General features: G+C 65.9%; 21 protein-coding genes. 8 read left to right on the forward strand and 13 right to left on the reverse strand.

Annotated features, from left to right (window positions below; genetic code table 11):
- Positions 1-135: 135 nt before the first annotated feature.
- From QA609_RS19515 to rqcH, 3 genes are all read right to left on the reverse strand, one after another.
- Entirely contained in the window at positions 136-522 is a 387-nt protein-coding gene (locus QA609_RS19515; RefSeq protein ID WP_278304299.1) for a metalloregulator ArsR/SmtB family transcription factor, read from the reverse strand.
- A 75-nt stretch (positions 523-597) separates the two neighbouring features.
- The gene (locus tag QA609_RS19520) at positions 598-852 is read right to left on the reverse strand and encodes an arsenate reductase (glutaredoxin) (protein ID WP_278304300.1); all 255 of its coding nucleotides are present in this window, start codon (positions 850-852) and stop codon (positions 598-600) included.
- A 271-nt stretch (positions 853-1123) separates the two neighbouring features.
- Positions 1124-3277: a ribosome rescue protein RqcH gene (gene rqcH, locus QA609_RS19525; RefSeq protein ID WP_278304301.1), complete on the reverse strand. Its 2154-nt coding sequence runs from the start codon at positions 3275-3277 to the stop codon at positions 1124-1126.
- A gap of 203 nt (positions 3278-3480) precedes the next feature.
- Between rqcH and QA609_RS19530 the strand changes: the two genes are divergently transcribed.
- Positions 3481-4125 (forward strand): hypothetical protein, encoded by a 645-nt coding sequence (locus QA609_RS19530; protein WP_278304302.1) that lies wholly within the window; start codon positions 3481-3483, stop codon positions 4123-4125.
- Positions 4126-4478: 353 nt separating this feature from the next.
- On the opposite strand, the gene QA609_RS19535 is transcribed toward QA609_RS19530, so the two are convergent.
- From QA609_RS19535 to QA609_RS19550, 4 genes are all read right to left on the reverse strand, one after another.
- On the reverse strand, positions 4479-5204 hold the full coding sequence (locus tag QA609_RS19535; protein ID WP_278304303.1) for an FAD-dependent oxidoreductase: 726 nt from the start codon (positions 5202-5204) through the stop codon (positions 4479-4481).
- A 104-nt stretch (positions 5205-5308) separates the two neighbouring features.
- Positions 5309-6121, reverse strand: coding sequence for a thioredoxin domain-containing protein (locus QA609_RS19540; RefSeq protein WP_278304304.1), 813 nt, complete (start codon positions 6119-6121; stop codon positions 5309-5311).
- 241 nt (positions 6122-6362) lie between these two features.
- The gene (locus QA609_RS19545) at positions 6363-7385 is read right to left on the reverse strand and encodes an amidohydrolase family protein (protein WP_278304305.1); all 1023 of its coding nucleotides are present in this window, start codon (positions 7383-7385) and stop codon (positions 6363-6365) included.
- A 51-nt stretch (positions 7386-7436) separates the two neighbouring features.
- Entirely contained in the window at positions 7437-8669 is a 1233-nt protein-coding gene (locus tag QA609_RS19550) for an HD domain-containing protein (protein WP_278304306.1), read from the reverse strand.
- A 118-nt stretch (positions 8670-8787) separates the two neighbouring features.
- On the opposite strand from QA609_RS19550, the gene QA609_RS19555 reads away from it, so the two are divergent.
- Positions 8788-9039 (forward strand): hypothetical protein, encoded by a 252-nt coding sequence (locus tag QA609_RS19555; RefSeq protein WP_278304307.1) that lies wholly within the window; start codon positions 8788-8790, stop codon positions 9037-9039.
- A 51-nt stretch (positions 9040-9090) separates the two neighbouring features.
- On the opposite strand, the gene QA609_RS19560 is transcribed toward QA609_RS19555, so the two are convergent.
- The gene (locus QA609_RS19560) at positions 9091-10056 is read right to left on the reverse strand and encodes a C-terminal binding protein (RefSeq protein ID WP_278304308.1); all 966 of its coding nucleotides are present in this window, start codon (positions 10054-10056) and stop codon (positions 9091-9093) included.
- Between the two features lie 249 nt (positions 10057-10305).
- On the opposite strand from QA609_RS19560, the gene QA609_RS19565 reads away from it, so the two are divergent.
- On the forward strand, positions 10306-10569 hold the full coding sequence (locus QA609_RS19565) for a hypothetical protein (protein WP_278304309.1): 264 nt from the start codon (positions 10306-10308) through the stop codon (positions 10567-10569).
- 111 nt (positions 10570-10680) lie between these two features.
- On the opposite strand, the gene QA609_RS19570 is transcribed toward QA609_RS19565, so the two are convergent.
- On the reverse strand, positions 10681-11805 hold the full coding sequence (locus QA609_RS19570; RefSeq protein ID WP_278304310.1) for a Gfo/Idh/MocA family oxidoreductase: 1125 nt from the start codon (positions 11803-11805) through the stop codon (positions 10681-10683).
- 133 nt (positions 11806-11938) lie between these two features.
- Between QA609_RS19570 and QA609_RS19575 the strand changes: the two genes are divergently transcribed.
- A complete protein-coding gene (locus QA609_RS19575; RefSeq protein ID WP_278304311.1) occupies positions 11939-13084 on the forward strand; it encodes a zinc-dependent alcohol dehydrogenase in 1146 nt (381 codons plus the stop codon).
- Positions 13085-13112: 28 nt separating this feature from the next.
- On the opposite strand, the gene QA609_RS19580 is transcribed toward QA609_RS19575, so the two are convergent.
- The 3 genes from QA609_RS19580 to QA609_RS19590 form a co-directional block, all read right to left on the reverse strand.
- Complete coding sequence (locus tag QA609_RS19580; RefSeq protein ID WP_278304312.1) at positions 13113-13634, reverse strand: hypothetical protein; 522 nt, start codon at positions 13632-13634, stop codon at positions 13113-13115.
- 76 nt (positions 13635-13710) lie between these two features.
- Positions 13711-14949, reverse strand: coding sequence for a threonine ammonia-lyase (gene ilvA, locus QA609_RS19585; protein WP_278304313.1), 1239 nt, complete (start codon positions 14947-14949; stop codon positions 13711-13713).
- Complete coding sequence (locus tag QA609_RS19590; protein ID WP_278304314.1) at positions 14946-16268, reverse strand: amidohydrolase; 1323 nt, start codon at positions 16266-16268, stop codon at positions 14946-14948. Before QA609_RS19590 ends, ilvA begins: the two co-directional genes overlap by 4 nt.
- Positions 16269-16388: 120 nt before the next feature.
- On the opposite strand from QA609_RS19590, the gene QA609_RS19595 reads away from it, so the two are divergent.
- The 4 genes from QA609_RS19595 (at position 16389) to QA609_RS19610 (ending at position 21813) form a co-directional block, all read left to right on the forward strand.
- The gene (locus QA609_RS19595) at positions 16389-17360 is read left to right on the forward strand and encodes a D-2-hydroxyacid dehydrogenase (RefSeq protein ID WP_278304368.1); all 972 of its coding nucleotides are present in this window, start codon (positions 16389-16391) and stop codon (positions 17358-17360) included.
- A 9-nt stretch (positions 17361-17369) separates the two neighbouring features.
- Entirely contained in the window at positions 17370-20588 is a 3219-nt protein-coding gene (locus QA609_RS19600) for an FAD-binding and (Fe-S)-binding domain-containing protein (RefSeq protein ID WP_278304315.1), read from the forward strand.
- Between the two features lie 122 nt (positions 20589-20710).
- Positions 20711-21106, forward strand: coding sequence for a VOC family protein (locus QA609_RS19605; protein WP_278304316.1), 396 nt, complete (start codon positions 20711-20713; stop codon positions 21104-21106).
- 104 nt (positions 21107-21210) lie between these two features.
- Positions 21211-21813, forward strand: coding sequence for a hypothetical protein (locus QA609_RS19610; RefSeq protein WP_278304317.1), 603 nt, complete (start codon positions 21211-21213; stop codon positions 21811-21813).
- On the opposite strand, the gene gdhB is transcribed toward QA609_RS19610, so the two are convergent.
- Entirely contained in the window at positions 21814-23103 is a 1290-nt protein-coding gene (gdhB, locus tag QA609_RS19615; protein WP_278304318.1) for a glutamate dehydrogenase GdhB, read from the reverse strand.

Below are 23103 nucleotides of genomic sequence, written 5' to 3' on the forward strand. Positions count from 1 at the left end.
CCTACCAGACGTATCGTTCGTGTTCAATTGCATTGTATCTCAATTGAGAGAACTCTCAAATAAATATCTTACCATAGGCAGCTGCTCTCTCAAAACGGTACTCTTATCGATTGAACCGTTGGACCGGTAGAGTACTCAGCGAGAACCGTCAAGGACCGTGATCAGGGCGATTGCGATCGGTGTGGCCGTATATTTCCGCCAGCGACCGTCTTTCTGCTTCGTCACAAGCCCGGCATCGACCAGTCGGGAAAGCGCATGGCTCACACCGCTGTCGCTCACGTCGACGAGGGGCGTGATTTCACAGACACAGAGCTCCTCGTCTGCCTCGACAAGCAACCGAACCAACCGATACCGTGTCTCGTTACCGAGTGCCGACAGCGTCTCGACATCGTGTGAGACGGTTTCCTCGTCTAAAACCGACTCGAGTTCGTCCAATTCCGCTAATCGTTTCTGAAGCGTCTCATTACGACATTCTCCCAATTCGTCTTCCAAATAACGCTGCAAACGATCTGTATCTGCCATTACGTATTATTTGCGCATTCTCTCAAATAAGTGTTCTGCGAGTAACTCGGGTTCACAATGCCGACACGAAAGGTCTCAATAGCCCGGCGAAAGTTCATCTAAGAACTTCTCAACGCGTGCCGCGATCTCGTCTCTGATATGACGAACTTCTTCTATCGACTTTCGATCGGGATCATCGAGTCCCCAGTCACGATTCTCCCCGTTCCACGTCGCCGGGCAGACGTCTGATGCGGAACATCCCATCGTGATGTCAGGGTCTACGGATTGCAACTCTTCGGGCGTGACTTCTCGCGGTGTCCGGTTACGAAGATCGATATCGCGCTCACGCATTGCATCAACGAGTTACATTCGCACGTGTATGGAACGGAGAAGCATACGCCGAGCGGAGCGAGGGGTTTCACCGACGGCGAGCCCTGTGGGCGAGCCGTCGGCCTTCTTTCATCGACGTTTTTCGCCGGGGGTTGAGGCTGGCGTCTGCGACGCCAGCCGATGCCCTCGGTAAAAAGTTCGCTACACGCAACCGCTCGAGTGCTGCCGACGGTCTGAAGCGATTGCCGTCCGTCGGATCACTCGTTCGCGGTCGCTCGAGAACGCGACCTCGCTACTCCTCGGCGATCCGGCTGCCGCCCGGCGGCATGAAGTGCTGGATGCGATCCGGGCTGGCGATCTTCCGGACGAAGGACTCGTCGGTGAACTCCTCGCGGAACTGCCGGTACATCCGCTTGGCCGCGTCGGCCTGGGCGTACCGTCCGGGCTCGAGTTCGATCGTCGTCTCAGCCTGGCCCTCGATGGCCGATGGCGGGCCGCCGATGACGCGGGTGTAGGGCTCACACTGGATGCCGACCGCCACACCGACGGGCGTATCCCGGTAGTAAGTGCGATCCCCACGGATCGCGAACCCCCCCTTCTCCAGGTACTCGCCGCTCTCGGGGGTCTTGGTGACCTGGTCAGCGTCGACGGCGTAGACGTCACCCGCGTAGCGGCCGTCCTTCCAGACCGACGAGTACGTGACGGCGAACTGGGCGGCCTCCTCGATACTCGAGTCGGGCAGCTCGATCTCCGACGAGGACGCCTCGCTCGGGTCGGTCGCCTTCAGCACCGTGACGGGCCCGCCGTGGGCCTGGGTGTGTAACACCGTGTCACCGGGTTCGAGGTACTTCTTGACGAGCTCCTCGTTCTGGTCGGCGTTTCGCCCGCCGATAACGAGGTAGCCGTCGCTGGTGTGGAACCAGCGAAAGCGGTCGTACCAGGGTTCGTTCTCGCGGATCGGGATCGACGCGAGCTCGAGCCAGTTCGTCTCCTCCTGTTCCTCCTCGTCCTCGTCGTCGGCCATCTCGTCGGTCGCCTCCCACTCGTCGCGGCGTCGTTTCGCGTCCTCGAGATCCTCGCGGGTGTCCTCGATGGCCGCCAGCGCGCCTTCCTTCTTTTCGGCGATGCGTTTGGCCTCGGTGTAGAGCCGATCGGCGTTCTGTTCGACACCCTGCCGGGCGAGAAGGTCGATCTCCTCGCCGTCGAGCTCGATGGTGACGATTCCCTCCGTCCCGTCGACGCCGACGACTGCCTCCGCGGCCTCGATGCCGCGTTCCTTCCCCTCCTCGAAGCGCTCCTCGATCTCATCCCAGGGTCGATCCTGCGCGCGGGCCTCCTGGACCGTCGAGAGGATGTCGTCGACGACCCCGTACTCGGCGTACAGCAACTCGGCGTTCTCCCGCTGGGACTGGGCCTGCTGCTCGAACCCCTCGATCGCGCCCTGCTGTTGCTCGATGATCCGCTCGTGTTTGGCGATCTCCTCCTCGAAGTCGGGCCGCTGTTCGGTCGGATCGGGCTCCTCCTCGTCTTTCAGCTCGAGTTCGAAGAAGTAGTCGTCGAGCGCGCCGAGGAAGCTGTCGGCGCTTTCGGCGACCAGGCCGGCCTCCTCGTGTTCCTCGAGCGGGAACGGCGTGGCGTCGACGACCGGACCGTCGCCGGGCGACTCCGACTCCTCGTTTTCGCCGTCCTCCTCGACCGGTTCCCGGTACAGCCGCGGGTCGAAGTTCGCGTTTCGGACGTCGAGTGCGAGCCGCTCGATGGCCTCGTAGACCCGACGGTAGTCGTCCTCGGTGGCGTCCTCGATGTCCAGTGCCTTCTCGACGCCCGCGCGGGTGCAGACCTCCTCGGCGTACAGCCCGCCCATGTTGAGCTGGGTCGCCAGCGTTCGGACGACGTCCGTATCCGAATCCTCCATCTCGCGGTCGAACGCCTCTCGCGAGACCGACAGCGGGTTCGTCCGCGAGTCGGGAAACTCGTACCGGGAGCCGGGGACGACCGTCCGCGATTTCAGCCGGACGGTCTCGAGACAGTCGATCACCTCGTACTCGCCGTCGGTGACGGCGATGTTTCCCTGGCCGAATAGCTCGACGATGATACGGGTCGTGCCATCGTCGCGGTCGAAGACGAACTCGAGGATGCGGTCGAACTCGAACTGCTCGACGCCGACGAAGTCGGCTCCCGACAGCCGGTTGCGGAGCATCATCGCGAACTGGGGCGGCCGTCCGGGGGCGTCGGGAACCCGTTCGGGGGCGACCGTGTGGGCGCGTTTGATCTCGTCGACCTCGATCAGCAACTCGACGCGACCGCGATCGAAATCCCGCATCTTGAGCCGCAGAAGGTCGTCACCGTAGAGGTAGGCCTTGTCGACCTTCGAACCCTCGTAGGTGCCGAACTCCCCGACGAGGGCCGCGAGATCGACGCTCGTAAGCTCCCGCTTTGGATCCATACCTCTATCTGCCCGGCCCGGTCAAAAAGGCGTGTCGCTCCGGCTCGACCGAGGTTCTCGCGACGGCACGCTCGCTCGAGTCAGAAAGGCTCATCGGCGACGAGCCCCTTTCACGCGAGCATGAACACGGCTGGCTCGCTCGCGAGCGGAACCGACGGGACGAGTACGGACGAACGCCGAGCGCCCGGCGACGGAGGCGACCGATGAGCGCGCCCCAAGCGCCGGTCTGGGCGGAGGTCTCGAGACTCCCGTCGTTTCTCGATCGGCTCGAGCAGACGGGCGGGCTCTCGGTCCGCGCGCTGATCGACGAGCTCGAGGTCGAGATTCCGATCGAGGGCGTCGCCTACCACGACCGCGGGATCCGGATTCCGGGGTACGACGCGACGTTCGTCCACGAGCCGAGCGGCTCTCGCGGCCGACCGGCGTTCAGCGTTCAGGTCGACACGATCGGCCCGCGAAACGGCTGGGCGATCTTCGACAAGACGCTGTCGTGGGACGTCTACCTGCTCCGGGCAGAGGGAGCCGCCGCGATCGCCTGGCTCAGCGACGAGGAGTACCGGATCGAGGAGGCCGACGAGTTCGACTCGAAACGCGACGCGGTCGCCGCGGGACGGTTCTCGTTCGGCGTCTTCCTCTACGCCGGCGACGCATGGGAAGAACAGCAGAGGCGGATCCGCAGCACGAACGCGCCAGCGTATCTCCTGCGGGAGGACGGCCAGCCGATGATTCCGAGCACGCAGTCGGAGTTCTACGAGTTCGTCGACTCGACGGTCACGGAGTTTCGAACCAGCGGCGCCGCACCCGACTACCTCGGACTGCTCGAGCTCGAGGCGACTATCGATAGCTGATCGGTGTTAGCAGGCGCATAAACGTTTCACGGATCCACTGACGCCTCGCTTCGAACTGGTACGGTTGCGGAAAAGCGGGATCACAGAGGCGCGACGTCGCAGTCCGTTCGAACGGGGGGGAGGTTCGAACGGTGGGGGGTGGGGGAGAGTGGCGACAGCGCGCCCAAACGAGATACAGCGGGTGTGGCGCTGGTTATCTGGGGGGAGTGTGATCGATGCCGACGTTCGTCGGCACCCGATGCTTCACACCCCATTATTATAAAAATTTCGCACCTAGTGGAGTGTTTTTAATACTCGAGCCCCCTCGATATCAGTCAGCATCTACACGATGAGAAGACCGCGTCCGAGGAACGTCAGTCCTCGTCGGCCGCGTCCGCCTCCCAGCCTTCGGTGAAGATCCGATCGCCGTCGACGCCGGCGTCCTCGAGCAACTCCTCGGTTTCGAGGACCATCTCCGGAACGCCACAGATGTAACAGTCGACGTCCGCGAGGTCGTCGAGTTCCTCGAGCGCCTCCGGGAGGTGGTCCTGGACGTGTCCGGTCTTCCCGTTCCACGCCGCGTCGTCGTCGGCGTCCGACAGGACGTACTCGACCGAGACGGCGTCGGTCCCCGCCCGGAGCTGGTCGAGGCTCTCCCGGAAGATCAGGTGCTCCTGGTCGCGCTCGCCGAAGACGAGCGCGGCCGTCCCCTCTCCTTCGGTGGCGTACTGTCTGACCATCGGGTACAGCGGCGTGATCCCCGTTCCGGTGGCGACGAAGAGCGCGTCGCGCTCGGGATCGCGGAGGTGGAGGTTCCCCTCGACGGGATCGATCTCGATCTCGTCGCCCGGCGTCCGCTCGTGCATGTACACCGAACCGGTACCGTCGTCGTAGCGCTTGATCGTCAGCACGAGCTGGTTGGTTCCGGGAGCGTTGATAGCCGTGTACGGTCGCGCGTCCTCTTCACCGTCGACCTCGAAGTGAGCCGTCGTGTGCTGGCCCGGATCGAACTCGAAGCGGTGGTCGTCGGCGACGAGCCGGAACTGCTTCACGTCCGGCGTCATCTGATGGACGTCGGCGACCGTAACGGACAGTGTCATAACTCCATCCAGGATCAGAAGTCACTAAGCCGTGCTGTCGGCACGTGCGCCCCGACTTCGGTCGAAAAAAGCGGTTGACCCAATCGACGGCCGTTTCCGGTCCGCTACGTCTCCTTCTCGACAGCGGCCTCGATGGCCGCGTACAGCTCGTCGGTTTCGTCCGTCGGCGAGTAGACCGTGTCGTCGACGCTGACGCGGGGAACGTCGTCGACGTCCATCTTTTCGACCTCGTCGATCGTCTCGTCGAGTTCCTCCTGGTAAGCGTCGCCGCTGGCGGCGTCGTACACCGTTTTGGGGTCGTCGACGTCCGCCTTCTCCGCGACGTGCTCGAGTCGCTTCGGCGTCGCCCACTCCTCTTCGAGGTCGATATTGATCGCGATACACTCGACGAACGTCCAGAACTGACCGGGATCGTGGTCCCAGACAGCTAGCCCGGCTCGAGCCAGTCGCTCCCCGTCGTCACCGTGGAGCGCCGCCCCGTGGAGGGAGGCGACGGCGTGGACTTCGAGATCGACCTCGCCTTCCTTTACGTGTTTCTCGAGCAGTTCGGTGAACTCCTCGAGCATGAACTCGGAGGTCTCCGTCGACTTCCAGGTACCGAACAGCTTGATCGTCACGGGCGCGTCGCCCGTGCCGGCGATCGGGAACGCGGATTTCGGGTCGTCCGGCGTCGGAACCGGATCGAGCACGCCCTTCGGCTCCTCGATCTCGTCCTTCTCGTCCTCGCCGTTCGGGTCGTCGCCGTTGCCACCGTTGCCGCCGTTTCCACCGTCGGACTCGTTCGACGGATCGCCGTCCTCGTCGTCCTCGTCGTCCTCATCGTCGGAGAGGAAGTCGGTACATCCCGCGAGCCCGGCAATGGCCGCGCCACTGCCGACCTGAAGTACGCGCCGTCTGGTTCGGTTGTCTTGCGTCACGGATCAAACTAATCGGTTACCCGGAATTACTACTACTCAGATAAGTCACTAGTTACTGGGAGTATAATTCAGGACCGATGGTTTCGGATTTCGAATACGTGCCTAATACGGCACCTAAGGCGCCGAAATGCACTGATTAAAACAGTCTTTCATAGTTATATATCAGACAGGAGAGGAGAGGAAACGGTCGAAGAGACCGACAGCTACACCACTCGGGGTTCGATTCACGCCGAGACCGACGCTACGGCTCGAGGACGACCTCGCGGACGTCGTCGGCGCCGGCGCGACGAACGACGGTCCGGACCGGATCACGAGCGCCCGTAAGGTTGTCCGAATCCCCGTCGAGGACGAGCAACCGCCCCGGCGCCCCCGGCTCGAGCGAGCCACCCTCGAGCCCGGCGAGTTCGGCGCCGTTGACCGTCGCCATCCGCAGAATTGTCTCGGCTCGGAGCTCGGAACACTTCGCGAGGAACTCCATCTCCCGGAACATCGACGGCGAGTTGAGCATCACGTTGTCGGTCCCGAGCGCGAGCGTGGTTCGCTCGGCCAGCTCGGCCGCGGGCGGGAAACCGACGCCTGTGACGAGGTTCGATCGCGGACAGAGGACGACCGGAATCTCGGCGTCGGCGATGCGCTCGAGGTGGTCCGGCTCCGGATGAACGACGTGAACGAGGAAGTCGGGCTCGAGGTCGAGCGCGCCGTCGAGGTCGCTCGAGTCCCCCTCGCCCGCGTGGATACCGAACGGCTTTCCCGCCTCGCGAGCCGCGGCCCGTTCGTCCTCGAAATCGCCGTCGTTGGCGCCGCTGGCGCCGAACCCGTCGCCCACCTCCATCGCCGCGACGGAGCCGCGGGCGAACGACAGGGCCTCGAGCTCGAGGCCCGCAGCGGCGTCCTCGAGCATCCGGACGCCCTCCGTGTCGCCCTCTCGGAAATCGAGACAGGCGGCGGTCCCCCCGCGTTGCATGTACCGCAGCGACCGGCGTATCGCACCGACGAGCTCCTCCTGGGAGGCCTGCCGCAGGAGCCGGTGTTTCAGCCCGTCCGGCGGGGCGACGAGCTCCTCGAGCGAGAGCCCGCCGCCGGCCTCCTTGGCGATCGAGTCGCCGACGTGAGTGTGTGCGTTGACGAAGGGCGGCAGGATGATATCCGAACTGTCGACCGACTCCTCCTCGATGGCTTCGATGCGTCCCTCGTCGTCGACGACGATCCGTCCCTCGACGGGTTCGAGTTCCCTCCCGCGGAGGATCGTCCCGGTTCGCTCCATACCGGTGTGTCGACCGGCCCGCCCTTCAACGGTTCGCGTTCCGGTCGCCGATCAGTCGACGAACTCGTCGAGGGTCGTCTCGAGTCCGTCCCGAACCTCGGTGACCAGCGTGCCCTCGATTTCGAGCCCGAGCACCTCGACGGCCGCCCGCCCGACCCGCTCGCGAAGCTCGGCCGGCGAGTAGACGCCGAGCCGCCACTGGGAGTACTGGGCGGCTCGCAGCGCCTCAACCAGCGGCGACTGCTGGTCGAGTTGCCGAACGTCGCCGTTGACCAGCACGCGACTCGTCGACTCGGTCATCGACGGCCGTCCCGGCACGTCGAGGATGACGTGGGCCGGGTCAACGTTCACCTTAGCCGCGATTTCGCGTTCGAACTCGCGGATCGCCTCGTGGTCGCCCTCGATGATCCCACCCGGCACGTCGTCGATCTCGGCCCAGACGGCCCGTTTGAACAGATCCCGGTGGTCCAGTCGCCGAGAGAACGCGCTCGTCGCCTCGCAGTTGCGCAGCGCGACGGTCAAGTCGTAGTCGTCCATCCGCTGGAGCGTCTCGGCGTCGATTCCGGCTTCCGGGGCCTCGAGCAGCCGTTCGGCCGCCCGCCGGAGCATCGCCTTGCTGATCCGGGCGACGCTGTGGCTGTACACCGTCGGGTTCATCAGCGCCCGCGCGACCAGCAGGCTCTCGGCGGTCTGGACGTTTCCCTCGTCGAGGACGAGTTCGCCGTCGGTGAAGGTCAGCTCCCGAACCAACCGGCCGTGATCGATCGTTCCGTAGGGGACGCCCGTGTGGTGGGCGTCCCGGACGAGGTAATCCATTCGATCGACGTCGAGCTCGCCCGAGACGAGCTGTCCGAACCGCCCCTCGCCGGCGACCAGCCCGGCGACAGCCTCGGGCTCGAGGTCGTGCTCCCGAAGGACGTCGCCGACTCGGCCGTCGGCGAGCAACTCGCCGACGTCGTCGTGATAGCGCCCCGTCCTGCGGTACGTAAGTGACTCGAGGTTGTGACTGAACGGACCGTGACCGACGTCGTGGAGCATCGCCGCGGCGTGGACGCGCTCGGCCTGCTTCCCCTCGACGCCGAGCCCCTCGAGGGCCTCGCAGGCGAGGTGGTAGACGCCGAGACTGTGCTCGAACCGGGTGTGGTTCGCCGACGGATACACGAGCGAGACGGTACCCAGCTGGGCGATCCGGCGGAGGCGCTGGACCTCGGGAGTATCGAGCAGCGCTCGAGCCACGCCGTCGACCCGAATGTGGTCGTGGACGCTGTCCTTTATGGTCTTCATTACCGGATTTTCGGCGCGTTCGTACAAAAGTCGTCGGACCACGATAGCGCCGAACCGCCGCCCCGCTGAATACGACGACAGCAACACTTTACGCGTAGCCGCCGTTCGATTCGAGTACATGACGGAACTGACGATCCCACCCGACGCAGACGGGGACCGCGCCGCACAGCTAGTCCAGGAACACGTCGAGGTCGGCGACGTCGTCGAGGTCCAGAGCAAGGAGTGGGCCGACGACAGTCAGGACTTCGATATCGAGGCGACCGTAACCGGGTTCGAACCCGGTTACCTCGAGCTCGACGACCAGCCCGTCGACGAGGGCAGCGTCCGCTACGACGAGCTCCACACCGTCGTTCGGGTCGACTCGGACTAACCGTTCGGCCGAGCGATCGGTTTCGACTCCGCTCGACCACCCCCTCCCCCCTCAGAGAACGTCCTCGTTAACCGAATTCTCGGGCCGGTCATCGTTCAACACGCGCAGAACGTCTCGAGTCACGGTCTCGCGAAGCTCGACGATCGACTCCTCGGAGTACCACGCGACGTGGGGCGTGAGTACGACGTCGTCACGACCGACCAGCGGCGAGTCCTCCGGAGGCTCCTCCGGAAGCACGTCCAGTCCCGCGGCGGCGAGGTCACCGTCCTCGAGGGCCGTCGCCAGCGCGTCGTCGTCGACGACCCCGCCGCGGGCCGTGTTGAGCAGGACGGCGTCGTCGTTCATCGCCGCGAACGCCTCGGCGTCGAACAGCTCCCGCGTCTCCTCGGTCAGCGGCGTGTGCACCGAGACGATATCGGAGCGCTCGAGCAGTCCGTCGAACGACACCTTCTCGACGCCGTACTCGGCGAGCTCGTCGGCGGACTGGTGGGGATCGTACGCGACGAACTCGAGGTCGAACCCCGAGAGCCGTTCGGCGATCCCCCGCGGGAGCTTTCCGAACGCCGCGAAGCCGAGGGTCTTCCCCGGCAGGCGCTCGATCGGCGCGCCGACCGTCCAGTCCCAGGTTCCCTCGGTGATCGCACGGTCGTACAGCGAGGTCTTGCGCACGCAGGAAAACAGGAGCGCGATCGTGTGGGTCGGCACCTCGTCCTCGCAGTAGTCGGGGACGTTGACCACGACGACGCCCTCGTCGGCGGCGGCCTCGAGGTCGACCGCGTCCACGCCGATCCCGTACCGGCCCACGACCGCGACATCGAGGGCCTCGAGGACCGACCGGTCGATCGGCGCGTACTGGACGAGCAACGCGTCGGCGTCGACCTCCCGGGCCGCCTCGATCACCTCGTCGGCGGTTTCGGCGTCGGCCGAGACGAGTTCGACGTCTCGCTCCTCGAGGACGCCGCGTTCGATCTCGAGGTCGGGAAAGTCGAAGTCCGTGACGAGAATCGTGTGAGTCATCAGTCGGTCGACCCGTTTGCGCGTCTCGCCGATAGGCGTATCGGCTGCGGTGACTCTCGTATTCGTCTTACTTCGGTGTGATACCGCCCTCGTTCCTCGTGAGGAGGGACAGGGCGAACTTGTAGGAACGTCGGTAGAGGACTCGAATATTGTCAAGATGTAGTACGATGCCACTATCAGTGTAAGAAAATCGAATCCGACGCTATTGGCGTCCAAAGCTACTTATAGGATGACATTTCACTCGGTTATATGTCAGTTCCCTTGGTATCCAAACTCAACAAATACGGAAAAACAGCCCTGCTGTGTACTGCTCTGGGCCTCGGAGGAATTCTACTCGGAGGAACACTGTCTCTGTCGGTCGGACTGTTCGTCTTTGCTTTCCTCATACTCGTCCGTGCGATGCACGTAAACGACGAGCCTGACCAGTATCCACAGGACCGGGAGAGCAACCGTTCGGAACGTAAGAGGCGACGACAGAAGGAAATGGAAGCTGAAAAGGGAGGTGTCAACTGAATACTGACTAGACGGACCAAGCGGCGAGGGAACCATACGCTGCTTTCGGTACACTGGTTTTCTATTGTCTGTTCCCTACTGCTCTCTCCGATAATTGACGGCGAACCGTGATTACTCGAGACCGACCCACTCGCCGCGCTCGTCGCTATCCTCGATAGCTGCGAGGACCCGCTGGGCGGCCAGCCCGTCCTCGAAGCTGGGTTCGAACGTCCCGTCGTTTGCTACCGCGCTGAGCAGCTCGTAGTTCTCGTGAACGAACGTGTGCTCCCAGCCGATGACGTGGCCCGGCGGCCACCAGTGGTCGACGTAGGGGTCGTCCTCGTCCGTGACGAGGATCGTCTCGTAGCCTCGGTTCTCGCCTCGACGCAACACCTCGAGCTCGTTCAGGCGCTCGAGGGAGAATCGCAGGCTACCTTCGCTGCCCTGGATCTCGATCGTGTGGTCGTTCTTGTGGCCCGTCGCGTAGCGGGTGGCCTCGAGGGTCCCCATCGCGCCGTTCGCGAACTCGAGCTGGGCCGAGTAGGCGTCGTCGACGGTCACGGGCCGCGTCTCGTCTTCACTTCCCTCCACGGGACGCTCATCGACGAACGTCTGCAGGTGGCCGCTGAGGCGCTCGATGTCGCCCGCGTGCTCGTCGTCGCCGACCAAAAAGCGCACGAGGTCGACCGTGTGGGCACCCAGATCGCCGAGCACGCCCGAGCCCGCCATCTCCTCGTCGAGGCGCCAGGCCCACGGCGCCTCGGGGTCGACCAGCCAGTCCTGAAGATACCGACCCCGGACGTGGCGGATCTCGCCGATCTCGCCGTCGTCGATCAGCCGTTTCGCATATCGGATCGCGGGGACGAACCGGTAGTTGAACGCACAGCCGTTGGGAACGCCGGCCTCGCGGGCCGCCTCGGCCATCTCCTCGGCTTCCTCGAGGGTCGGAGCCAGCGGCTTCTCGCAGAAGACGGGCGTGCCGGCCTCGAGGGCAGCGATCGACGGCTCGGCGTGAACGTGGTTCGGGCCGAGATTGTAGAAGACGTCGACGTCGTCGACGACCTCTCGCCAGTCGGTCGCTGTCTCCGCGAACCCCAGCTGGTCCGCGGCCTCCGAGAGCGCCTCCTCGTCGCGGCCGACGAGGACCTTTCGCTCGACGTCCGGAGCGTCCGGGAAGAACATCGGCAGCCGCGCCAGTGCGTTCGCGTGGGCTTTCCCCATGAACCGGTAGCCGAGTACGCCGACTTCGAGAGTCATGCGCGATCGTTCACCACAGATGTAGTTAGAAGTTTCCGTCTCTCGGCGGTTTTCCGGCGGTCGGACCGCTCACAGACCCGTTGCGAGCACAGGCCGCGCGCTTACCCGAACGGTCGGCATGGCTGTGTCCGTAATGCAAGCACTTCGCTGGCACGGCGAACAGGACGTCCGCGTCGACGACGTCCCGAAGCCCGAGATCGAGGAACCGACGGACGCGATCGTCGATATCACCGCGACGGCGATCTGCGGCTCGGATCTCCATCTCTACAACGACTTCATGCCGGGGATGCAAGAGGGCGATATCCTAGGCCACGAACCGATGGGCGAGGTCGTCGAGGTCGGCGAGGAGGTCGACAACCTGCGGGAGGGCGACCGCGTCGTTATTCCCTTCACCATCAGCTGTGGCTCTTGCTGGTTCTGCGGGAACGACATGTACTCGCTGTGTGACGAGACCAACCCCAACGCCGAGATGGCCGCGGAGTCGATGGGCCACTCGCCGGCCGGCCTCTTCGGGTTCTCGCACACGCTGGGCGGCTACGACGGCGGCCAGGCCGAGTATCTTCGTGTACCGCACGCCGACGTCGGCCCGATCAAGATCGACTCGAACCTCTCCGACGAGGAAGTACTGTTTCTCTCCGATATCTACCCGACGGGGTACATGGCCGCCGAGAACGCCGAGATCGAGGAGAACGACACCGTCGCGGTCTGGGGCTGCGGCCCCGTCGGCCAGTTCGCCATCCAGAGCGCCTGGATGATGGGCGCCGACCAGGTGATCGCCATCGATCGAATTCCCGAACGCCTCGAGATGGCCCGGGGCCACGCCGACACCCAGGTGATCGACTACTCCGAGGAGGACGTCTACGATCGCCTGATGGACGCGACCGACGACTACGGGCCGGACCGGTGTATCGACGCCGTCGGCTCGGAGGCCCACTCGACCTGCGTCGACACCGTTCCCGACGAGCCCGACCGTCCCTACGTGATCCAGCAGGCCGCCAAATCCTGTCGCAAGGGCGGCACGCTCTCGATTCCGGGCGTCTACATCGACGGGATGGACGACGCACCGATGGGCCCGATCATGAACAAGGCCCTGACGATCAACACCGGACAGACCCACGTCCAGGCCTACCTCGACGAACTGCTCGAGACGATCGAGGACGGACAGATCGATCCCTCGGAAATCATCACGCACACGGGCGATCTCGACGACGGCCCCGAGATGTACCAGCGGTTCAACGACAAGGAGGACGACTGCGTCAAGGTCGTTCTCGAGCCGTAGCGCAGCGTTCGCTCGATTCGAGCCGACACTACGCGTCGGCCGGGCGATCACTGCCGTTTCTTTCTGGCCCCGACTCCCCTCGAGCCGCCCCTAACCGAGCGAGAGCTGCACCCGCAAAGACGTAACCGGTGATCGGGAGCGCGACCCGCACCGTCAGGGAGGCGACCTCGAGGACGCGCACGAAGACGCCGGGATCGCCGAACGAACGGGCTCCCCACAGCAGCTGTGCTGCCGTCCCGACGAGGATCACACCCGCAGCGCTGCCGACCGCAACCGCGACGGCGAATCGACGGTACTCCCGAACCAGGTCGATCCGCCGACCGAGGGCGTAGCCGACTCCGAGCGCGATCGCGGCAAGAAGGAGTTGGTCGAGGATACCGACCGCCGCTCCGTACGCGGCGACCGTCTCCTCGTGGGTGCCGAGCGTCGGCAGCACGCCCGGAGCGTCGCCGCGCTGGACGAGGCCGCCGAGGATCTCCGTCCCTCGAGAGAGGAGGACGAACAGCGTGGCCGCGAGGGCGGCAGCCACACCCGTCTCGCGGTTTTTCATACGAAAAATTCATATTAGCAACAAATAGTACTGTCGGCCCCCTACCGTCGGCCACGAATCGGCGACGTGTCCCCGCCTACTCGAGCCCGCTCTCCACGACTGAAACGTCCTCGAGCGCCGCCAGCGACTCGAGCACCCCGGAGAGGTGCCCCGGACCGCTGCCCTCGAGCCCGACCGTCACGGGAACGCGGTTCGGGTGATCGTCGGGACCGCGACGGGCGCGCTCGAGGACGTCCAGCTCCGCGCCCTCGCTCTCGACGGTTTCGACGACGTCGCCGACGGCCGTCGGCCAGCCCGCGACGGCCAGCCGGGCCTCGGTGTAGCGGCCGAGCTCCCCGAGGCCGGTGCGGGTCAGCTCGGCGTGCTCGGAGAGGTTGACGTTCCCCCCGGAGACGATGACAGCGACGCGTTCGTCCGTAAGGTCGAGATCGGTCTCCTCGGAGAGGGCCGCGGCCAGCGGGGCTGCACCTGCCGTCTCCGCGACCGTCTTCGCCCGCTCGGCGAGCAGGGTGACCGCGGTCGCGAGCTCGCGGTCCGTGACACCGACGACCTCGTCGACGACCTCGCGGGCGTTCGCGAAGGTGGTCTCGAGCATCCGCGTGTCGGCGATCCCCTCCGCAACTGTGTCGACATCCGCGAGTTCGTGGATGCGGTCGTTCTCGAGGGCGGGTTTGGCGTGGAGCGCCCCCTCGGGTTGGACGCCGATCACTCGAACGTCGGGGTCGGCGGCTTTCAGAACGGTGCCGATACCCGAGATCAGTCCGCCGCCGCCGATGGCGACGAGGACGGTGTCGAGCTCGGGATACTGCTCGAGCAGCTCGAGGCCGACCGTGCCCTGGCCCGCGATGATCGCCTCGTCGTCGAAGGGGTGGACGAACGTCTCGCCCGTCTCCTCGGCCCGCTCGAGGGCGTACTCGTAGGACCGTTCGTAGATCTCGCCCTCGACGATCACCTCGGCGCCGTAGCCGCGGGTGGCCTCGATCTTCGCCGCGGGGGTGACCTCGGGGACGACGATGGTCGTCTCGATCCCCAGGAGGTCGCCCGCCAGCGCGACGCCCTGGGCGTGATTCCCTGCGCTCGAGGCGATCACGCCCGCCTCCCGTTCGCGCTCCGAGAGCTGAGCCATCCGGTTGTACGCGCCCCTGATCTTGAACGAGCCCGCCCGCTGAACGTTCTCGAGTTTGAGCCCGACCGACGCCGCACCGCTCAGTTCGGCGAACGTCCGCGAGGTGTCCAGCGGCGTGCGGTGGACGACGTCCTCGATCCGATCGCGAGCGGCCTCGACGTCCTCGGGAGTGATTCGGCGATCGGTCACCGCGTCCCCTCTGTTGTCGGCGACGGTTGCGATCCCGTCCGTGGTCCCCGCTCCTCGAGCGCGCGGATCGTCTCGACGAGGACGGCGGCGCCGTGCTCGAGGCTGCGTTCGTCGACGTCGAAGTGGGGCGTGTGGTGGCTGTCGGGGTGGTCGGTGCCGACGATCAGGTAGGTTGCCAGCCCGCCCTCCTCCTGTACTCGCTCCATCAGGAAGGTCGCGTCCTCGCTCGCGCCGAAGTCCGCCTGCTCGAGGACGCGGTCGATCCCGTCGACGCCGCGGGCGACGTCGGCGACCACGGCGGCGAGTTCGGGGTCGCTGTCGGCCCGCGGGGATCTGCTGACGACGTCGACCTCGGCCTCGCAGTCGTGGAGTTTCGCCGCCGAGCGGACGACCCGCTCGAACCGCGATTCGACGTACTCCATCAGCTCGGTCGTCTCGCCGCGGGCCTCGGCTTCCATGCGGGCTTTCTCGGCGATGACGTTACTCGCACTGCCGGCCTCGGCGTAGCCGACGTTGACGCGGGTCATCCCGTCGCTGTGGCGCGGGATCGCGTAGATGTTCTCGATGGCGGTTCCCATCGCGTGCATGGCGTTTGCCCCCTCCTCGGGCGCCTTGCCCGCGTGGGCCGACTCGCCCTCGATGTGGACGTCGAGGTGACACATCGCCAGGGGTTTCTCGATCCCGGCGACGACCTCGCCCGTCGGGTGATCGAGGCCGACGTGGACCGCGAGCAGGTAGTCCAGATCGTCGGCGAATCGGCTCTTCGCCATCGGACACCCCCCGCCGCTGACCTCTTCGGCGGGCTGGAAGAAGACGACGAGTCTGCCCGAAAAGTCGCTGTCCTTGATCGCCTCCAGCGCCGCGAGCCCCCAGGTCATGTGGACGTCGTGGCCGCAGGCGTGCATCGCGCCGTCGATCTTCGACCGGAACCCCTCGGTGGCCGGACGGTGTGTGTCGTCGTTCGCCTCCTCGATGAACAGCCCGTCGATGTCGACGCGCAGGCCGATCGACGGCCCCTCGCCCCGGTCCAGCACCGCGACGGCGCCGGTGTTTCCGTCGGCCATGCACTCGAGGACGTCCTCGTCGACGCCCCACTCGCGAGCGCGGGCGAGCCAGTCCTCGAGTCGCTCGTCGTCGGGAACGGCCATCCTGTCGGCCGGGTCGTAGGCGTCGGCGCCGACGGCCAGCTCGTCGACGCCGATGCGCTCGAGCTCCTCGACGAGACGGTACGTGGTGTAGAACTCCCGCCAGGCGGGCTCCGGGTGACAGTGGAAGTCCCGGCGAACGGCGGAGAGTCGGTTCCGGATCGGTTCGCTCATGAGAGTCGATGACTCCCCCCACGAACTTAATTGTACACAATTGTCGTTAACGTCGACTACACAAAAAGGATAAGGTAGATGGTGACAATCGTACGCCAACGCGTCGCTCAGGCGTGAACTATCATGAGCAAGCCAGATATCGTCGTCCTCCGCGAGGGGACGGAAGGACTCTCGATGGAATCGTACGCCGAAACGCTGCGCGAGCGCCTCCCCGAGGCGACCGTCGAACTCGCCCGCACGCCGAAACAGGAGCGCGAACTCGTCCCGCAGGCCCGCATCGTGACGGGCGTCACGATCGAAGAGGAACTGCTCGAGGACGCCGATCGCCTGGAGCTGTTCGCGTGTACGTTCGCCGGCACCGACCACGTCCCGATGGACGCGCTGGCCGAGCACGGCGTCGTCGTCACGAACGCGGGCGGGATCCACGCGCCCGGCATCGCCGAGCAGTCGATCGCGAACATGCTCGTCTTCGCGCGGAACCTCCACGAGGGGTGGCGGCGCAAATCCAACGGCGAGTGGCGCCACTTCCAGTCCCACGAGTTCACCGACAGCACGGTGACGGTCGTCGGCCTCGGCTCGATCGGTCAGGAGATCGTCCAACGGCTCGAGGGCTTTTCCGTAGAGACGATCGGCATCCGATACACGCCCTCGAAAGGTGGCCCAACCGACGAGGTGCTGGGCTTCGAGGAAGAGGATATCCACGAGGCCTTCTCGCGCAGCGAGTACGTCGTGCTGGCCTGCCCGCTGAACGACCTCACGCGCAACCTCGTCGACGAGGACGCGCTGGCGACGCTGCCGCCCGAAGCAGTGATCGTCAACGCGGCCCGCGGCGGGATAATCGACACCGACGCGCTCGTCTCGGCGCTGCAGTTCAATGGAATTCGAGGAGCGGCACTCGACGTCACCGACCCCGAGCCCCTGCCCAACGACCACGAGCTCTGGGACCTCGAGAACTGCCTGATCACGCCACACACGGGCGGTCACACGCCGAAACACTGGGACCGACTCGCCGACATCGTCGCGACGAACGTCGACGCGCTCGAGGACGGACGCGGATTCGAAAACGTCGTCTTCCGTCCGGACTCGAGTTGAGTCGTCGCGATGGCTAGCGAAGACACCCGGTCTACGACCGATCACGGCGATCGAACGACGACCGACCACAGCGATCAGACCGCGGCCCCCGAGGACGTTCGGTTAGGGCCGCCCGACGATCCGCGAGCCGAGGATCCCGCCGCCGATCCGCGAGCGGACTACGACTACGTCGGCGGCAGGATCGACCGCCCGACCCTCGTCTCCGATCTCCGGCGACGGATCGACGGCGAGGTCCGGTTCGACGAGTACAGCCGCCAGCTGTACGCGACCGACGCCAGCGCCTACGAGATGACGCCCATCGGCGTCGTTCTCCCCCGCACGACCGAGGACGTCGCCAGCGTCGTCGCCTACTGCGCCGACCGGGAGATTCCCGTCCTTCCCAGAGGCGGCGGGACGAGCCTCGCGGGCCAGGCGGTCAACGAGGCCGTCGTGCTCGACTTCACGACCCATATGGGCGAGCTCCTCGAGATCGATCCCGACGGACGACGGGCGACCGCGCAGGCGGGGGCCGTCCTCGCCGAACTCAACGACGAACTCGAGCCACACGGGCTGAAGTTCGCGCCCGACCCCGCGGCTGGCAACCGCAGCGCGGTCGGGGGCGCCGTCGGCAACAACTCGACGGGCGCCCACTCCCTGCAGTACGGCAAGACCGACGCCTACGTCGAGGCCTGCGAGGTCGTCCTCGCCGACGGCTCCGTCGAGCGCTTCGGCGAGGTCACGGTCGGGACGCTGCGCGAGCGGGCCGATCCCGACGGCTCCCTGTCAGAGCGCATCTACGAGGCCCTCAGACGGGTGATCGACGAGGAGAGCGAAGCGATCGCCGAGGCGTACCCGCAGCTCAAACGGAACGTCTCGGGGTACAATCTCGATCGACTCGTCGCCGAGGCCTACGGCCGTCCCGACGCCTTCGACGAGAACAGCGGCGAATCCGTCGCGATCGACGGCGAACCCGACCCCGACGCGACGGTCAACCTCGCGCGGGTGTTCGCGGGCAGCGAGGGGACGCTGGGCGTGCTCACGGAGGTCGAGGTCGCCCTCGAGCCGATCCCCGAGACGACGTCGGTCGCCCTGCTGACCTACGAGGACCTGCTCGAGGCGATGGCCGACGTCGACACCATCGTCCGGAACCACGACCCCGCGGCGATCGAGGCGATCGACGACGTGTTGATCGACCTCGCCGGGCGAACCGAGGAGTTCGCCGACGTCGTCGCACAACTTCCTGCGGGCACCGAGACCGCACTGCTCGTGGAGTTCTACGCCGAGGACGACGCCCACGGCCGCGAGCAGGTCGCCGACCTGCTGGCCGATCGACTGCCCGACGAGACCGTCCCGGATCCGACCGCGGACGAGGGCGACGCGGACGCCGCGGGGAACGCGACCACCTCCGGCGACCCCGTCCGCGCGTTCGACGCGCTCGAGGCCCACGCGCCCGACGAGCGCGCCGAACTCTGGAAGCTTCGCAAGAGCGCGGCGCCGATCCTGCTCTCGCGCACGTCGGACGCCAAGCACATCTCCTTCATCGAGGACACCGCGGTCCCGACCGAGAACCTCGCCGACTACGTCGCCGATTTCAAGGAGGTGCTCGCCGATCACGACACGTTCGCGAGCTTCTACGCCCACGCGGGACCGGGCTGTATGCACATGCGGCCGCTGGTCGACACCAAAAGCGAGGCCGGACTCGAGGAGTTCGAGTCGCTTGCCGACGCGGTGACCGACCTCGTCGTCGAGTACGGCGGCTCGGTGTCGGGTGAACACGGCGACGGCCACGCCCGCACCCAGTGGAACCGCAAGCTGTACGGCGAGGACGTCTGGGAGCTCTTCCGCGAGCTGAAGTCGACGTTCGACCCCGACTGGCTGCTCAATCCGGGAACGGTCTGTGGCGACCATCGGATGACCGAGCACCTGCGGTTCGATCCCGACTACGAGTTCGAGGCCGGATTCGAGCCCGCCCTGAACTGGGAGAACGAGAACGGCTTCCAGGGAATGGCCGAGCTCTGTCACGGCTGTGGCGGCTGTCGTAGCGAGCAGGAGACCACCGGCGGCGTGATGTGTCCGACCTACCGCGCGGCCGAGGAGGAGAGCCTGAGCACCCGTGGGCGGGCGAACATGCTCCGCCAGGCGATGAGCGGCGACCTCGACACCGAGGCCACCGATCCCGAGTTCCTGGCGGAGATCATGGACCTCTGTATCGGCTGCAAGGGCTGCGCTCGGGACTGTCCGAGCGAGGTCGACATGGCCAAGCTCAAGGCGGAGGTCGAACACGCCGCCCACCAGGAACACGGCACGAACCTGCGCGAGCAACTGTTCGCCAACGTCGACCGGCTCAACGCTGTCGGCTCCGCGCTGGCACCGGTCTCGAACTGGGCCGCCTCGCTGCCCGGTTCCGGACTCCTCGCGGAGAAGACGCTGGGAATCGCCCGCGAGCGCGACCTCCCCTCGTTCGCCGGCGAGAGCCTCGAGGACTGGTTCGACGCTCGAGGACCGAGAGTGTCGCCCGCAGAAGCCGACCGCAAGGTCCTGCTCGTCCCCGACGCCTACACCAACTACAACCACCCGCGGGCGGGGAAGGCGACGGTGCAGGTCCTCGAGACCGCGGGCGTCCACGTCCGGATCCCAGACGAGGTGACCTCGACCGGTCGTCCGGCCCACTCGAAGGGCTTCCTGGATCTCTCCCGCGAGCGCGCGCGGACGAACGTCGAGGCACTCGCTCCGTACGTCGAGGACGGCTGGGAGGTCGTCCTCGTCGAACCCTCCGACGCCGTCATGCTCCAGTCCGACTACCTGGATCTGCTCTCGGGCCCCGACGTCGAGGCCGTTGCGGAGAGCACCTACGGCGTCATGGAGTACCTCGAGCGGTTCGATCTGGTCGACCGGCTTCCGACCGCCGATCCCGGCGAGTCCCTGACCTACCACGGCCACTGCCACCAGAAGGCGACGAAGAAGGACGGCCACGCGGCCGGCGTCCTCGAGACGGTCGGCTACGAGGTCGACGCGCTCGATTCGGGCTGTTGTGGGATGGCCGGCTCCTTCGGCTACGAGGCCGAACACTACTCGCTGAGCCGGAAGATCGGCGACGTTCTGCTCGAGCAGATCGCGGGCAGCGACGGCGAGACCGTCGTCGCTCCCGGCGCATCCTGTCGGAGCCAGATCGAAGGCTACGATGGTCACGAGGAGCCACCGCACCCGATCGAGAAGGTTTCCGAGGCCCTCTCGAGCCCGTCTCGGTAATCGTCCTCGTTTTTTGCCGCTCGGGAGAAACGGCGTCCGTAAAGCGCGGTCGGTGTACGGAAGATTATTCGTCGCGTCTGCGAAGAGTCGAATATGTGCCAACCAGTCGGAGGCGAACGACCGTGAACCTCACCGGGATCGACCACTTCGTGCTCACCGTTTCGGATCTCGAGCGAACCTGCGCGTTCTACGAGGCGCTGGGTGCCGAGGTCGTCGCCTTCGACGACGGACGGACGGGCGAGCGGCGGGCGCTACGCTTCGGCGAGCAGAAGATCAACCTCCACCCCGTCGACACCGACGTCGAGCACGTCGCCGAGATGCCGACCCCCGGCGCGGGCGACTTCTGTCTGCTAACCGAAACTCCGATCGCCGAGGTCGAAGACCGCCTCCGTGAACGGGACGTCGAGATCGTCGAGGGCCCGGTCGATCGAACTGGCACTGTCGGTCGCCTCGAGTCGGTGTACGTCCGGGATCCCGACGGGAATCTCGTCGAGATCGGGCGATACAGAGACGACTGAGCCGACGCTAGCGCGGGCCAGCGCCGTCGATGCCGTCGGCACCGCCAGTTCTTTCGGTAGCCGATACGGAGAAAGTATTTACCAAGCTCCGACGGACACCCTCTATGAAACGTCGTCTGCTCCTCGGAGTGATCGGCGTGGGCGCCGTTTCCTCCGGCGTGCTGGGAGATCCGCACGAACACGGTGCCGAGAACTCGCTGGCGGAGCGCTTCGATTGCAGTGAGGCGTCGCGGCCGGCGTGTGTCCTCGAGAACGACGACGTCGAACGAGCCGACGACAGCACCGAGACGGTCGACGGTGCCGAGACGGAGCCGTACCCCGATCCGCCGATCAGCTTCGATGCGGAGAGTATCGTCTCGTTCGTCCGTGAACACGAGCGAGCGTACGCCAGGAACGACGCTCGCTGTTCCCGCGATCGACCCGAACGGATCGTCGACTACTCGATCGAGTTCGACGACGTCAGACGGTTCGACTGGTACGACGAGATTCACGTCGTCCGCGTGCGGTACGCGGAGACGCCAGGTGGCGTGGACGAAGACGGTGAACCGTGGACGACGGCCGACGGCTACGGCGGGGCCGTCTACGCCGTCGACGAAACGGCCGCCGTCAGAACGGGCCTCTCGCTGGGACCGTCGGACTCCGTCCCGAGCGAGACGGAGACGCCGGATCCCGTCTCGACGGGGACGCTCGTCGACTGCTTCCGATAGTCAGGGCCAGAGCCCGCGCGTCGCCTTCGCCTCTGCGATCCGCGAGAGCGCGACGACGTAGGCGGCGTCCCGCCAGGACAGCTCCTTCTCCTCGACCTCGGTCCGGACCTCCTCCCAGGCGTCGAGCATCTTCGACTCGAGCTCCTGGTTGACCTCCTCTAAGCTCCACTTGCGGCGGTTGATGTCCTGGAGCCACTCGAAGTAACTCACCGTCACCCCGCCGGCGTTGGCGAGGATGTCCGGGATCACGTGAACGCCGCGCTCCTCGAGGATCGTGTCGGCGGCGAACGTCGTCGGCCCGTTCGCGCCCTCGACGACGATATCGGCCGCGATGTCGTCGGCGTTGTCCGCGGTGATGACGTTCCCGATCGCCGCGGGGATCAGTACGTCGACGTCGAGTTCGAGGATCTCCTCGTTCGAGAGCGTCTCCGGGGCGTCCTGCTTGAGGACCGCCTCGGGTTCTTCCTCGTGAGTCGGGATCGACTCGATGTCGAGCCCGTCGGGGTCGTAGATCGCCCCGTTGACGTCGCTGACGGCGACGACGTCGGCGCCCCACGACTCGAGCAGGCGGGCGGCGTTGGCACCGACGCTACCGAACCCCTGGACGGCAATCGTGGTGTTCTCGAGGTCCATGTCGTAGTAGTCGACGGCCTCGCGGGCGGCGATCGCTGTCGAACGGCCGGGTGCCTCCTCGCGGCCGTAGCTGCCGCCGATGACGGGCGGTTTCCCGGTGACGACGCCGGGGATCGTCTCGCCCTGTTGCATCGAGTATGCGTCCATGAACCAGGCCATCGTCTGAGCGTCGGTGCCCATGTCCGGCGCCGGAACGTCACGCGTCGGACCGATAACGTAGCGCAGCTCCTCGGCGAACCGCCGGGTGAGACGTTCCTTCTCGTCGTCGCTCAGGGACTTGGGATCGATCGAGATGCCGCCTTTTCCGCCTCCGAAGGGGAGATCCATCACGGCACACTTCCAGGTCATCCACATCGAGAGCCCGACGCACTCGTCGGCGTTGACCTCGGGATGGTACCGGAGCCCGCCCTTGTAGGGGCCGCGAACGTCGTCGTGCTGGGCGCGATACCCCGTGAAGACGTCGACGCTGCCGTCGTCGCGCTCGAGCGGAACCGAGACCTGCTCGACCCGCGTGGGGTGTTTGAGCCGTTCGATGACGCCGTCGTCGACGTCGATGTGCGCCGCGGCGCGCTCGAGCTGGCGGCGAGCCGTAACCAGCGCCGAGTCGAGGTCGCTCTCTCCCGATTCGTCGTTCTGCTGAGGTGGTGTGGTCGTCAT

The sequence above is a fragment of the Natronococcus sp. A-GB7 genome (genome assembly GCF_029688865.1).
In the GTDB taxonomy this organism is placed as follows: domain Archaea; phylum Halobacteriota; class Halobacteria; order Halobacteriales; family Natrialbaceae; genus Natronococcus.

Excerpts from the sequence above, each read along its gene's own strand:
- QA609_RS19515 (WP_278304299.1), bottom strand. The coding sequence starts at position 522 with ATGGCAGATACAGATCGTTTGCAGCGTTATTTGGAAGACGAATTGGGA.
- QA609_RS19520 (WP_278304300.1), bottom strand. The coding sequence starts at position 852 with ATGCGTGAGCGCGATATCGATCTTCGTAACCGGACACCGCGAGAAGTC.
- rqcH (WP_278304301.1), bottom strand. The coding sequence starts at position 3,277 with ATGGATCCAAAGCGGGAGCTTACGAGCGTCGATCTCGCGGCCCTCGTC.
- QA609_RS19530 (WP_278304302.1), top strand. The coding sequence starts at position 3,481 with ATGAGCGCGCCCCAAGCGCCGGTCTGGGCGGAGGTCTCGAGACTCCCG.
- QA609_RS19535 (WP_278304303.1), bottom strand. The coding sequence starts at position 5,204 with ATGACACTGTCCGTTACGGTCGCCGACGTCCATCAGATGACGCCGGAC.
- QA609_RS19545 (WP_278304305.1), bottom strand. The coding sequence starts at position 7,385 with ATGGAGCGAACCGGGACGATCCTCCGCGGGAGGGAACTCGAACCCGTC.
- QA609_RS19550 (WP_278304306.1), bottom strand. The coding sequence starts at position 8,669 with ATGAAGACCATAAAGGACAGCGTCCACGACCACATTCGGGTCGACGGC.
- QA609_RS19555 (WP_278304307.1), top strand. The coding sequence starts at position 8,788 with ATGACGGAACTGACGATCCCACCCGACGCAGACGGGGACCGCGCCGCA.
- QA609_RS19560 (WP_278304308.1), bottom strand. The coding sequence starts at position 10,056 with ATGACTCACACGATTCTCGTCACGGACTTCGACTTTCCCGACCTCGAG.
- QA609_RS19565 (WP_278304309.1), top strand. The coding sequence starts at position 10,306 with ATGTCAGTTCCCTTGGTATCCAAACTCAACAAATACGGAAAAACAGCC.
- QA609_RS19570 (WP_278304310.1), bottom strand. The coding sequence starts at position 11,805 with ATGACTCTCGAAGTCGGCGTACTCGGCTACCGGTTCATGGGGAAAGCC.
- QA609_RS19575 (WP_278304311.1), top strand. The coding sequence starts at position 11,939 with ATGCAAGCACTTCGCTGGCACGGCGAACAGGACGTCCGCGTCGACGAC.
- QA609_RS19580 (WP_278304312.1), bottom strand. The coding sequence starts at position 13,634 with ATGAAAAACCGCGAGACGGGTGTGGCTGCCGCCCTCGCGGCCACGCTG.
- QA609_RS19590 (WP_278304314.1), bottom strand. The coding sequence starts at position 16,268 with ATGAGCGAACCGATCCGGAACCGACTCTCCGCCGTTCGCCGGGACTTC.
- QA609_RS19600 (WP_278304315.1), top strand. The coding sequence starts at position 17,370 with ATGGCTAGCGAAGACACCCGGTCTACGACCGATCACGGCGATCGAACG.
- QA609_RS19610 (WP_278304317.1), top strand. The coding sequence starts at position 21,211 with ATGAAACGTCGTCTGCTCCTCGGAGTGATCGGCGTGGGCGCCGTTTCC.
- gdhB (WP_278304318.1), bottom strand. The coding sequence starts at position 23,103 with ATGACGACCACACCACCTCAGCAGAACGACGAATCGGGAGAGAGCGAC.